Source organism: Exiguobacterium undae DSM 14481 (genome assembly GCF_000620805.1).
Classification (GTDB): domain Bacteria; phylum Bacillota; class Bacilli; order Exiguobacteriales; family Exiguobacteriaceae; genus Exiguobacterium_A; species Exiguobacterium_A undae.
Map to the genome: position 1 here is coordinate 2,753,657 of NZ_KK211187.1, position 12,351 is coordinate 2,766,007.

Sequence of the window (12,351 nt, forward strand, 5' to 3'; positions counted from 1 at the left end):
CATCTCGTTACGTCGGGATGAGCGTTTTTTTACCGTTCGGCAAACAACGGATGTTCTGACGCATCATAGTCGGCACTTTTTTGTGTGACGTCATGCGTTTCCTGAAACACCGCTTCAAAGAAACGGCTTGCCGGTTCGGCGAGCAACCGGTAATACTGTTCAAACAACAGCGCGGCGTGATGGCCACTCCATTCGTCCGGCAACAATTCCTGCGGCAGACCGGGATCGGTAAACAAAAATTTCCGGTATTCATGGACGAGTGTCGTCCGTTCGACGAAACACTGTTCTTCATCCATCTCGCCGAGTTGAATCCGACTTTGATGAACGATGTAGCGCCGGCTGTACTCGGCGATGAACCGTTCGTACCGTTCTTGCAACTCATCCAGCGGAAAAGCCCGTTCGACCAGCGATTGATCCGGTTGTGGTCCATGATATTCGCCGACGAAAAAATCGACATACTCGGTGATGCCATAAGCGTCAATCAACCGCTCCGCTTCTTTTTCGAGCGGATTCGGTGAGATCCAGACGCCGTTTGATAAGTTTCCGAACCCGCTCCATGACAACTCTTTCCGCAGTTCGTCGCGGATTTGCCGTTTGTCTTCCGGAATCGTATACATCAACGTCCGCCATTTCCCGTCCCAGACGTGAGGCGTTGATTTGTAGATCCGTCTCGCTGCCTCTTCCATCCGTTCGACCCCACGCGGCGTCAATGAATAAAAACTTTTGGTGCCTTGTTTTTGTGACGTCAACCACCCTTGCTTGACCATCCGCGAAACGGCGACCCGGACCGCCTGTTCATTATGACCAAATTCTTTGAGCAGACGAATTAAGCTGCCGACCCAGATTTGATTGCCGTAATGCCGGATGTAATCCCCGTATACGGTAAAAATCATCGATTGTGTATTCGCACTCATGTCATTCACTCTCTCTTTGATATAACGTTTTTTTGTGTACCGTTAGTATACGTGTTATTTCAGGTGACGACCATCCTCATTTGCCTTGAAACTGCGGGGTCCGTTTTTCGGCAAACGCACGTAAGGCTTCCATCCGGTCTTCTGTCGGGATGACGACCTCATAAGCGGCGGTCTCGATTTTCAGTCCTTCTGAGAGCGGGTGGTCGAGTCCCTGATCAATCGCCTGTTTGGCTTGCCGGATTGCCACCGGTCCATTTCGCAACATTTCGCCGGCGAAAGTGAGACAAACCGGCATCAGCTCCTCCACCGTCGGAACGACGCGAGAGACGATGCCGTATCGTTCCGCAGTCGCCGCATCAATCTTCTTAGCCGTAAAAATCAGTTCCTTTGCCCGCGTCTCTCCAATTAACCGCGGCAATCGTTGTGTCCCGCCGGCACCGGGAATGATGCCAAAACTCGTTTCCGTCAATCCGACCAATGCCCCTTCGACGATGATCCGGAAGTCGCAAGCGAGCATCCACTCGAACCCGCCGCCGAGTGCATGTCCGTTGACGGCAGCAATCGTCGGTTGCGGCAGATCGGCGATGTTCGTAAAGACGTCCCGAATCGCCTCGACGTTCCGCCGGACTTCACGTTCCGTCAACGTCGTCCGCTCTTTTAAATCTGCTCCGGCACTAAAGGCTTTGCCGGTTCCCGTGAAGATGACGACACGAATCGTCTTATCCTGCCGGACCGTGTCGACGAGTTGTTGAAGTTCCATCAGTGTCGGGTAATCCAAACAGTTCATCCGCTCCGGTCGATCGAGCCGGATCAATCCGATCTGGTCCATCTGTTCAAAATGAATCATACAAGTCCCTCCCGTTCGACAATTAACGCGATGCCCTGACCAACGCCGACACACATCGTCGCCAAGCCATAGATTTGGTTCGTCCGGCACATCTCATGCAACAAGGTGGTCAGGATGCGGGCGCCGCTTGCGCCAAGCGGATGACCAAAGGCAATCGCCCCGCCGTTGACGTTCACTTTCTCCACCGGTAATCCGAGTTCCTGAATACACGCGACACTTTGTGCCGCAAAGGCTTCGTTTAATTCAATCAAATCCAACTGGTCAATCGTCAACCCTGCCCGGTCCAAGGCTTTACGCGTCGCATCAACCGGTCCGATACCCATGACGGACGGTTCAACCCCGGCGACCGCACTCGCCCGGTAATACGCAAGCGGTGTTAAACCAAGCTGTTTGGCCGTCTCCTCACTCATTAACAGTAAGGCTGCCGCCCCGTCATTCACACCAGAAGCATTGCCTGCCGTGACGGTTCCGTCCGCAAACAAACTGTTGAGCGTTCCGAGTTTGTCCCGACTCGTCTCCGGACGGGGATGTTCGTCGACAGCGACTTCGACGACTTGTCCTTTTCGTGTCGTATACTGCACCGGAACCAGTTCTGCTTGAAAACGGTCCGCTTCCATCGCCTGTTTGGCCCGCTGTTGACTCATGAATGCAAAATCATCCTGGACTTCGCGTGTAATGTTGTACCGTACAGCCACATGTTCGGCCGTCTCCGGCATCGAATCCGTGCCGTATTTCGCATCCAGTTTATCGTTGACGAACCGCCATCCGATCGTCGTATCGTAGACGGCCGGGTTGCCGCGGGCAAATCCGGTTTCCGGCTTCGCCATGACGAGTGGTGCCCGTGTCATGCTTTCCGTCCCTCCGGCAATGTAGATATCGCCTTCATTCAGCGCAATCGCGCGTGCCGCGGCAATGACGGCATCCAGTCCCGAACCACACAGGCGGTTGACGGTCGTCCCGGCGACTTCGACCGGCAGACCGGCGAGTAAGCCGGACATCCGGGCGACGTTCCGGTTATCTTCGCCCGCCTGATTGGCATTGCCGAAGATGACCTCTTCGATTGTTTTCGGATCGACACGCGGATTCCGTTGGACGAGTGCCTCGATGACACAGGCGCCTAAGTCGTCCGCCCGGACCGCTTTCAGGGCTCCGTTATACCGCCCGATCGGTGTTCGGACGGCATCAATGATCGCGACGCGTCTCATGGTGTCTTCACCCCGCTGTCCGAATAATCATAGACACCCCGCCCAGTTTTCCGTCCGAGCCGTCCGGCTTTGACGTATTGTTCGAGCAGCGGCGCCGGACGATACTTTTCCCCGAGTTTTTCATGAAGGTACCGTAAGTTGTTCAACCGGGTGTCGAGTCCGACCAAATCCCCGAGTTCAAACGGTCCCATCGGATAGTTCAACCCGAGTTTAATCGCCTTATCGATTTCCTCCGGTGTCCCGAGTCCTTCTTGTAACATATAAAACGCTTCGTTGCCGACGAGGGCACTGATCCGGGACGTGACAAACCCAGGGAACGCCTGAATGACGACGGTCTCTTTGCCCATCCGGCGTGCGACATCCTCACAAATCGATACGGTCTCTTCTGACGTTTCAAGACCCCGGGCAAGTTCGACGAGCGGCATCCGGTGAACCGGATTAAAGAAATGCATCGCCATGACACGCTCCGGACGCTTTGTAAACGAAGCGATTTCCGTCGGACTCATCGTCGAGGTATTGGTCGCGAAGACACAGTGCGCAGGCGCCTGTTGATCGAGCGTCTCAAAGACCGTCCGTTTGATGTCGAGCCGTTCCGGAACGGCCTCAATGACAAGATCCGCCCGTCCGACGGTCCCGACGAGATCCGTCGAATAGCTTAGTCGGTTGAACAGATGGTCGACCTCTTCTGCGGTTAATTTTCCACGGATGATTGCTTTATCGGCAATTGCTTCTAATTCGTGCTGGGCTGATGCAAGCAGGTGTTGCTCGATGTCGACGAGCGTCACTTCGAACCCGTTTGCGGCTGCGACATAGGCAATGCCCCTTCCCATCACACCGGATCCTACGACCACTAGTTGCTGAACCATCATCTGATTTCCTCCTTTAAAAAAGCGTCCGGACGAACGTCCGCACGCTTGGTTTTACAGTCCGAACGGATTGAGTGGACGACTTCCGTAATACGACAGGATACTTTTCGTTTCCGTATATAAATCCAGTGTCTCGATACACAGTTCACGTCCGAAACCAGATTGTTTGTAACCGCCAAACGGTGTCCCCGGGAACGCCGAGAACGGACAGTTGATCATGACGATGCCGGCTTTGATCTGATTGGCAATTCGTGTCGCCCGTGCCCCGTCCTTCGTCCAGATGGCGGAACCGAGTCCGAATTCTGTATCGTTCGCCAGACGGACCGCTTCTTTTTCGTCCTTGAACTTCATCACGACGACGACCGGTCCGAAGATTTCTTCCTGGACGGCTTTCATGTCGTGTGTCACATCGGTGATGATGGTCGGCGCATACCAGAAACCTTTTTCAAACCCGGCCACCTGCTCGACTTGACCACCCGTTAAGATTGTCGCCCCGTCTGCTTTGGCTGATTGGACGTATCCGTCGATGACGTCGAGTTGTTGTTGGTCAATGATTGCCCCGACATGTGTCCCTTTATCAAACGGATTGCCGAGAACAAGTTGTTTCGTCTTCGCGACGAACTGTTCCATGAACGTTTCGTAAATGTCTTCGTGTACATAAAGGCGTGACCGCGCTTCACACGACTGACCGCTGTTATAGAAAATCCCGAACAGTGATCCGTCGACGGCTGCCGTGATATCCGCATCCTCAAATACAAGGTTCGGTGATTTGCCGCCGAGTTCCAGTGTGACCCGTTTTAAGCTTTCTGACGCCCGACCCATGATGTCTTTTCCGACCGGTGTCGAACCGGTGAAGGCGACTTTATCAACAGCTTGGTGTTCGACCAGATGGTTGCCGATTTCCCGGCCCGATCCCGGAATGACGTTGACGACACCCGCCGGCACACCGGCTTCGAGGCAAATTTCACCGAGAATGATTGCTGTCAGAGGTGTCAGGGTCGCCGGTTTCACGACGACCGAACAACCGACGGCGATGGCCGGCGCGACTTTCCAGGCTGCCATCATCAACGGATAATTCCACGGGATGATTTGGGCACAGACACCAACCGGTTCCTTTTCCGTATAGTTGTGGAACTGTCCCGGCACGTTATTGACGACACCGCGGTGACCGACGATGGCACCGGCATAAAATTCAAAGTCTTCAATCGCTTGCGTGATCTGTCCTTGTGCGGCTGCTAATGACTTCCCGGTATCTAAAATCTCGAGTTCCACCAGTTCATTGAACCGGGCACGCATGATGCCGGCGATTTTATTGAGGACTTGCGCCCGGCGGCCGACCGGCCACATCTTCCACTTTCCGTGATCAAATGCTTCGCGTGCTGCCTGCACCGCCCGATCCGCATCTTCTTTTGACGCTTTGGCGACTTCGGCGATGACTTCCCCGGTTGCCGGATTGTAGGTCTTAAACGTTTCGCCGGTTGTCCCTTCGACTTGTTCGCCGTTGATCAGCAAGTGATAGACGGACCGTTTCATCTCGATTGTTTTTTCATGTACCGTTGACATAGCTTCCACTCCTTTTAGTTTCCTTTGAATGTCGGTTGACGTTTCTCTAAAAAGGCTTGCATGCCTTCCGTCTGGTCGGCTGTTCCGAACAATAAGTAGAAATTTCTCCGTTCATGGTCCATCCCGTCCTGTAACGACAAGTCTCCCGCCTTATCGACGGCATCTTTGATCAGACGCACGGATATCGGAGGCTGGGCAGCGATTTGGTGTGCACGCGTCATGACGTCCTGTTCGAATTGTTCCGATGCGAACACACGGTTGATGATGCCAAGACGTTCCGCTTCCGGTGCCAGCATCCGTTCCCCCGTCCACAACCATTCAAGCGCCCGTGTCCGACCGATTCGTCTCGTCAATCGTTGGGTTCCGCCGGCTCCCGGCATGACCCCCAGTCCAACTTCCGGAAAACCAAACTGCGTCTCGGGCGTCGCGTAAATCAAATCACATGCCAGTGCCAATTCAAAGCCACCGCCGAGGACAAACCCGTGGACCGCCGCAATCAACGGTTTATGCAGACGGCTGATCCGGTCCCAGTCGGCAAAGGGATCGAGCAACTCCATCGAAATTGGCGTCGCGTCGACCATCTCGTCGATGTCAGCACCTGCTGAAAACGACTTTCCTTCCCCGCTCAGCACGATGACAGCCACCGTTTCATCCTGATCAAATTGTTCCATCACCTTGACGATTTCCCGAATCATCGTCCGGTTCAAGGCATTGTAACGTTCCGGACGATTGAGTCGGATCCGGCCGATCTGACCGTCGACGTCCGCCTTAACGTACTGTCGTGTCAGCATGAACTTCTTCACCGATCATCAGCGTCACGAGATCTCCCGCAAAGCCCATCAAGTCTTTGCCGGACGCTTTTCCCTCGAGCGAACGCATGCCGGCCTGCATCGTTTCATGGTTTTCATAGACCATCTCGCACATCAAATAGTATTTTCCGTCCCCGCCCATTGGTGAACCGACGATTTTCGTAACCGTCATTTCCTGTAACCCTGGAATTTTAGCCGTCAGTGGACCATGGACGTTGAAGTAATGCTCATCAAACTGTTCCTTGTTCTCCGGGTGTGTATAAAGCGCGATTAGTTTTACCATAATGATTACCTTCCTTCACATGAGAGTAGAGACGGGTTTCATCGCCTCGAATGGATTTTTGCATGATTTACAGTACAGAATGCTCCGGCAAGCCGTCGGACCAAACAGATTCTCGATCGAAACGAACGTCGAGCCGCAATACGGACAGTCGATTTCCCAGTGACCGTCGATGACACGCGGAGGTGCAATCCCAAAGGACTTCAGTCCGGTCATGCCGCGGTCGGTGATCCGGTCCGACGTCCACGGCGGATCAAAGAGAAACACGACGTCGACCGTCTGGACCTGCGGGACTTGTAACAACGCAGCTTCCGTATTTTTTTGAATGATTTCAAGCGCAGGACATCCTAAAAAGGTCGGAAGCAGCGTGACACGGACAGCATATCCGTCAGACGTCTCCGTCCACTCCATCGTTTCGAACATCCCGAGATCAAGAATGCTGACGGCATCAATTTCCGGATCCTTGACCGTGTCGAGCGCCTGTCGGATTTCTTGTTCCAGTCCTGTCGTCATCTGCCGTTCCTCCTTCACCATACTGCTGACTGATCGAGCAGATACACCTCACCGAGCGTCGATAAGGCATCGTTTAAGTCAGGCGAATGCTCCCCGTTTCGTCCGTTATAAGTCATCTTCATTTCCGGCAGTGTGACGTTTAAATCCACGAGGACCGGTGTCAAAGCTTGATACCAGCGGTCAATTAAGATTCCTTGTCCTTCGATCAATCGCATCTCGTCAATGATTTCCGTCGCTTCGCCGTAGTCAAACAGATCCCCGAAGTCAGCGAGCACCCGTTCAAGGGCCGCATCCATCTTCTGACGGGCGGTTTCCGTCGATTGATACAACTGTGTGAACCACGTTTGCCAGTGCAACAGGTGATAATACAATTCCATGTTGACCTTGACGGCGAGTGCTGCGAGCGGCGCATAACTGCTTTTTTTCAACGAGTCGATGCGGACCTTTTTCGCGAGCGTGTAGCAGTAATTACGAACGACAGCATACGCCCAGTCATACTCCGGATTTTCCATGTAGTAACCGGGACCGTTGACCCGTTCGACGAGGACGGAATTTTTCCGTTCGTGCGCCAGACGGACATGAGCAAGTGCATCTGCTTTTCCTTCACCGATGTCCTCGAGCAACTGATAATACATCGCCGCATGTCCCATCGAATCCTGGGCAATCGAGGAGGACGCGACATCTTCTTCGATATGCGGTGCCAGACCCAGCCACTCCGATCCGCGGTAGGCATAAAGGAAATCGTCATCCGCCAGTTGATACATCAGGGAGGCTAAAGCCAACCGTTCTGCTTCCGTCATTTCGAATCGCCTCCCTGCCATGACATGATCTCTTTCTCATCGAGCATCTGTTGCTCGTAATGCCGCCATTTTTTCTTGAGATACCCGTATCCTTTTGTCGTCCGGTAATCCTTGTTGTCGAGCCGTTGCAACATCTGTTTTTCGTCCGGCGTCATTCCCCGGATATCATCCCGTTTGACGACCCAGATATCGACGACCGGTTCGCGGCGCATGAAGTTTTCCTGCGCCATCAGCAACGCCATCTCTTTATTCGGGGCGAGCAGACTGAATTGATGCGTAAAAGCCGCGTTGGGTGTCCGTTTACTGAAAATCTCGAACTCCTGATAAAACGTTTCCGTCATGATGTTTCCTCCTTCAGCCGATCGTTTCAGCAAGTGCCTCACGGACCCAGGCATTGTTTTCATAAGACGTTTGGCGTAACGCGAGCCGCTCCTTCGAACGGGGACCGCCGCCTTGAATGATTTTCTTGAATTCCGTCCAATCCGGCTGGGCATATATCCATTGCCCTGTCTCCTCGTCGAACCGTAACGTCGGATCGGGAATGACGAGACCAAGCGAACGGATCCGAGGAACATATTTCGTAAAGAAACTTTGACGCAATTCTTCATTCGTCTTCGTCCGGATTTTATACGCAATCGTCACGTCCTGCTTTGAAGTGCCGGTCGTTTCTTTTGTCGCCGGTCCAAAGAACATCAACAGGGATTCCCACCACTCATCGAGGGATTCCTGAATCATCGCTTTTTGTTCGGGTGTTCCTTCCGCCAGTGCCATGATGATCGATTCTCCATGTTGGGCATGGAACACTTCTTCCGCACAAATCCGTTGCAACGCCCGCGCATACGGACCATACGAAGCACCGAGCATGTTCGTCTGGGTAATGATTGCCGCTCCATCAACAAGCCAACCGATTGTTCCGGCGTCCGCCCACGACCGGGTCGGCATATGGAAGACATTGTGGAACTTGAGGCGTCCCGTGAACAAGTCATCCATCAAATCCGCCCGGGTTTTTCCGTACGGCTTCATCAAGTCTTCCACGACACGAAGCAAGAGTTGACCGTGCCCCATCTCGTCCTGTACTTTGGCCATGATACCGAGTTTTCGGCGTAACGACGGTGCTTTCGGAACCCACTCTTTTTCCGGTAAAGCACCCATGATTTCACTGATGCCGTGCATCGAAATCAATTTAATTAACGTATCGCGGTAAAAACCGGGCATCCAGTCGTCGGCTTCAATTTTTTCCCCGTTGTCGATCCGTTCCTTGAACCGTGCCAGCTTTTCTTCTTCCGTCATGACCGGCGGTTCGAATAGATGTGTCGCATCATACATCTTGTTTCCTCCTCTGCTTAAACAAACTTCTTCTCCGGCTCCATCCGTCGATCGATGATCCGGACTGCTTTTCCTTCTGAACGGGGAAGACCGTATGGCGGATGACAGACCAGATTGACCGAAATCAGACATTCCGTTTTTATGGCGTGACAGACAGCTCGTTTGAGGTCTTCCGGGCTCGCTTCATGGTCTGCTTCAATATGCAGCTCCAATGCCTCAAGACCCCCGCGTTGAATCCGGTGAATTTGATAATGCGGACTGACACCTGTTTGTTGCAACAGGACCCGTTCGATTTCCGACGGGAAGACGTTGACGCCACGGATGATCAGCATATCGTCCGTTCTGCCTTTGACCCGTGACATCCGGGTGGTCGTCCGCCCGCATGCACACGGTTCTGTCGTCACGGATGCCAAATCACCGGTCCGATACCGGATGATTGGAAGCGCTTTCTTTTTTAAACTTGTAAAAACGAGTTCCCCGACTTGTCCTTCCGGCATCGGTTCCCCCGTCACGGGATCAATCACTTCTGTGATGAACAGATCGTCCATCAGGTGCAATCCGTCTTGTTCCTGACATTCCATCGCGACGCCCGGTCCCATGATTTCACTGAGACCATAGATGTCGAAGGCGCGAATGCCCCATTTTTCTTCGAGTGTCTGCCGCAATTCCTCCGACCACGGTTCGGCTCCGAAAATGCCGTAGCGGAGACTGCTCGTTCGCGGATCAAGACCACGTTCTTCCATCCGTTCTGCGAGATGCATCATATAAGACGGCGTCCCGCAAATGCCGCGCGGCTGAAAATCTTCAATCAAGGTAATCTGCCGATCCGTATTTCCTCCGGATACAGGAACGACCGCCATTCCGAGCTGTTCTGCCCCTGCATGCAATCCGAGTCCGCCTGTGAACAATCCGTACCCGTAGGCATTGTGCAACAGGTCGGTGTTGTCCGCCCCGATCGCAATCAGACCACGCGCGACGGCAGTCGACCAGTCCGCAAGATCTTCTTCGGTATAACCGACGACAGTTGGTTTTCCGCTCGTACCGGATGAAGCATGAATCCGGGCTGCTGCTTGCGGGGGAACAGCGAACAATCCGAATGGATAATGTTCACGCAGATCACTTTTCCGGGTGAACGGCAACTTTTGCAGATCCGTCAATGTCTCCAAGGAATCTGCATCGAGTCCGCGGTCCGCGAACTGTGTTCTGTAGAAGGGCACCTGCGCTGTCACATAACGTACGGTCTCGCGCAAACGTTCCAACTGTAAGCTTGTCCTGACTTCCGCCGTCATCGTTTCGAGAATCTTGTTATACAAATTGCACCTCCTCGACTTTTCCAACACAATAAATAAACGTCCGTTTTGAAATGGTTATATCATAAACCTACGATACGTTCACATTATTGTCAATCCTCCATTTTGTTAAAAGCTCCCAAATCAACTTTTTCTGACGCCGTTTAAATCAAAATCACCCGTAAAGGCGTTTCCTATAGAGAAAACGCAAAAATGATATTTCTTTTTGGAAAATATTTCTGAAAATGTTTGCTCATTTCGTAACTGATTGATAAAATATCGTGTGACAAGTGTTATACTATTTTTGGTAAGACCAGCTGTGGTCGGAATCAAGGGGGAATCACGTTGAGAAATGGTTTGTCGCTTGGAGATACAGCCGTCGTTGAAGCAATTGTGACCGAAGAAATGTTCGCTCAGTTTGAAGGTGTGATCGTCCATCCGGCCTATTCAACCGTCTCGATGGTCTATCACATGGAATGGGCGGCCCGAAAACTAATCCTCCCTTACCTCGAAGAACAGGAAGAAGGAGTCGGTGGTGCCGTTTCCTTGAAGCACTTGGGGATGGCAACACTGGGATCAAATATCCGGATCGAAGCCACTGTCATCGAACTCACACCTGACCGCGTCTTGGCAAAAGTCGAAGTCAGACACGGCGATCGTGTCATCGGTCTGGGTGAGGTGAAACAAATCATCTTAACGAAGCAGCTGATTCAGGAAAAGTTGACGCCGCGTGTTTTGTAACTTTCTAAATGAAAGCGCTTACTATAAGTCAGGAGGATGTTTCTTATGAATATGTTGAACCCGTCTACGAATCCCTCGCCTTCCATCATGGAAAAAATCTCCGGTCATGAACAGGTCGTTTTTTGCAACGATCCCGTGTCCGGTCTGCAAGCCATCATCGCCATTCATGATACGACGCTCGGTCCCGCCCTCGGCGGATGCCGGATGGCGCCGTATTCAACCGTCGACGAAGCACTGGATGATGTTTTACGCCTGTCGCGCGGCATGACGTATAAATGCGCCGCGGCTGACGTTGATTTTGGCGGCGGCAAAGCCGTCATCATCGGTGATCCTGCAACCGATAAGACGCCGGAACTCTTCCGGGCCTTCGGACGATTCGTCGATTCGCTTGGCGGTCGTTTCTATACCGGGACGGACATGGGAACGACGATGGACGATTTCGTCCATGCCAGTCGGGAAACCTCCCGGATCGTCGGCATTCCGGAAGCCTTTGGCGGCAGCGGGGATTCGTCGATCCCGACAGCGGAAGGCGTCATCTATGGTCTGCGCGCAACCGTCGAAACCTTGTATGGATCAGACGATTTAAGCCGGGCGAGTTACGCGGTCCAGGGTCTTGGAAAAGTCGGCTATAAAGTCGCAGAACAGCTGTTGGACGCAGGCGCCAACTTATACGTCTCCGATCTCAATGAAGCGGTTCTGGCTATGCTCGTTGAACGGGCAGAACAAACGCCGGGGACAGTCCGGGTCATCGCCGCCCATGAAATCCATCTGACGGATGCGGATATTTTTGTTCCTTGTGCTTACGGGGGCGTCATCCAAGCAACGAATATCCACATGTTGCAATGTAAGGCCATCTGCGGATCTGCCAACAACCAGCTAGCAGTGGATGCGCTCGCACTCGAATTAAAGCAACGCGGCATTTTATATGCGCCGGACTACATCGTCAACGGCGGCGGATTGATTCAAGTCGCGGATGAACTGTACGGGGCGAACCATGAACGGGTCTTGCTGAAAACCAAACACATCTACGATGCGGTTCTCGAAGTGTTCCACGAGTCCCATGCGGAATCGATCACGACACTTGAAGCGGCAGACCGGATGTGCACTAAACGCATTCAAATCCGGTCACGTCATAACAACATCTTTACAAATACGATCAAACCAAAATGGAACATCCGTAACGACTAATGGAGGTGAC

General features: G+C 52.8%; 14 protein-coding genes. 2 read left to right on the top strand and 12 right to left on the bottom strand.

Features of this window, described 5'->3' with window-relative positions; translation table 11 throughout:
- Nucleotides 1-29 precede the first annotated feature (29 nt).
- The 12 genes from paaX to P397_RS0115020 all read right to left on the bottom strand — a co-directional run bounded on the left by paaX (nt 30) and on the right by P397_RS0115020 (nt 10,436).
- A complete protein-coding gene (gene paaX / locus P397_RS0114965) occupies nt 30-914 on the bottom strand; it encodes a phenylacetic acid degradation operon negative regulatory protein PaaX (protein WP_026834017.1) in 885 nt (294 codons plus the stop codon).
- A gap of 76 nt (nt 915-990) precedes the next feature.
- On the bottom strand, nt 991-1,761 hold the full coding sequence (locus tag P397_RS0114970; protein WP_028107028.1) for an enoyl-CoA hydratase-related protein: 771 nt from the start codon (nt 1,759-1,761) through the stop codon (nt 991-993).
- The gene (locus tag P397_RS0114975) at nt 1,758-2,966 is read right to left on the bottom strand and encodes an acetyl-CoA C-acyltransferase (protein ID WP_028107029.1); all 1,209 of its coding nucleotides are present in this window, start codon (nt 2,964-2,966) and stop codon (nt 1,758-1,760) included. Before P397_RS0114975 ends, P397_RS0114970 begins: the two co-directional genes overlap by 4 nt.
- The gene (locus tag P397_RS0114980; RefSeq protein WP_028107030.1) at nt 2,963-3,832 is read right to left on the bottom strand and encodes a 3-hydroxyacyl-CoA dehydrogenase; all 870 of its coding nucleotides are present in this window, start codon (nt 3,830-3,832) and stop codon (nt 2,963-2,965) included. The genes P397_RS0114975 and P397_RS0114980 overlap by 4 nt, the downstream gene beginning before the upstream one ends.
- A 54-nt stretch (nt 3,833-3,886) precedes the next feature.
- Entirely contained in the window at nt 3,887-5,395 is a 1,509-nt protein-coding gene (locus tag P397_RS0114985; protein ID WP_028107031.1) for an aldehyde dehydrogenase family protein, read from the bottom strand.
- A 14-nt stretch (nt 5,396-5,409) separates the two neighbouring features.
- Nucleotides 5,410-6,186 carry an enoyl-CoA hydratase/isomerase family protein gene (locus tag P397_RS0114990; RefSeq protein WP_028107032.1) on the bottom strand — a complete coding sequence of 259 codons (777 nt, stop codon included), beginning with the start codon at nt 6,184-6,186 and terminating at the stop codon, nt 5,410-5,412.
- Nucleotides 6,164-6,487 carry an EthD family reductase gene (locus tag P397_RS0114995; RefSeq protein WP_028107033.1) on the bottom strand — a complete coding sequence of 108 codons (324 nt, stop codon included), beginning with the start codon at nt 6,485-6,487 and terminating at the stop codon, nt 6,164-6,166. Before P397_RS0114995 ends, P397_RS0114990 begins: the two co-directional genes overlap by 23 nt.
- Before the next feature lie 15 nt (nt 6,488-6,502).
- On the bottom strand, nt 6,503-6,997 hold the full coding sequence (gene paaD / locus P397_RS0115000) for a 1,2-phenylacetyl-CoA epoxidase subunit PaaD (protein WP_026834024.1): 495 nt from the start codon (nt 6,995-6,997) through the stop codon (nt 6,503-6,505).
- A gap of 14 nt (nt 6,998-7,011) precedes the next feature.
- The gene (gene paaC, locus P397_RS0115005) at nt 7,012-7,797 is read right to left on the bottom strand and encodes a 1,2-phenylacetyl-CoA epoxidase subunit PaaC (RefSeq protein WP_026834025.1); all 786 of its coding nucleotides are present in this window, start codon (nt 7,795-7,797) and stop codon (nt 7,012-7,014) included.
- Nucleotides 7,794-8,138: a 1,2-phenylacetyl-CoA epoxidase subunit PaaB gene (gene paaB / locus P397_RS0115010; protein WP_026834026.1), complete on the bottom strand. Its 345-nt coding sequence runs from the start codon at nt 8,136-8,138 to the stop codon at nt 7,794-7,796. The genes paaC and paaB overlap by 4 nt, the downstream gene beginning before the upstream one ends.
- A gap of 13 nt (nt 8,139-8,151) precedes the next feature.
- Nucleotides 8,152-9,123, bottom strand: a complete 972-nt coding sequence (paaA, locus tag P397_RS0115015; protein ID WP_035387681.1) for a 1,2-phenylacetyl-CoA epoxidase subunit PaaA — start codon at nt 9,121-9,123, stop codon at nt 8,152-8,154.
- 17 nt (nt 9,124-9,140) lie between these two features.
- A complete protein-coding gene (locus P397_RS0115020; protein ID WP_081776997.1) occupies nt 9,141-10,436 on the bottom strand; it encodes a phenylacetate--CoA ligase family protein in 1,296 nt (431 codons plus the stop codon).
- A 321-nt stretch (nt 10,437-10,757) separates the two neighbouring features.
- Here P397_RS0115020 and P397_RS0115025 point away from each other — a divergent pair, with 321 nt between their 5' ends.
- Nucleotides 10,758-11,153: a thioesterase family protein gene (locus P397_RS0115025; RefSeq protein WP_028107035.1), complete on the top strand. Its 396-nt coding sequence runs from the start codon at nt 10,758-10,760 to the stop codon at nt 11,151-11,153.
- Between the two features lie 45 nt (nt 11,154-11,198).
- A complete protein-coding gene (locus P397_RS0115030; RefSeq protein WP_028107036.1) occupies nt 11,199-12,341 on the top strand; it encodes a Glu/Leu/Phe/Val family dehydrogenase in 1,143 nt (380 codons plus the stop codon).
- The last annotated feature ends 10 nt before the right edge of the window (nt 12,342-12,351 follow it).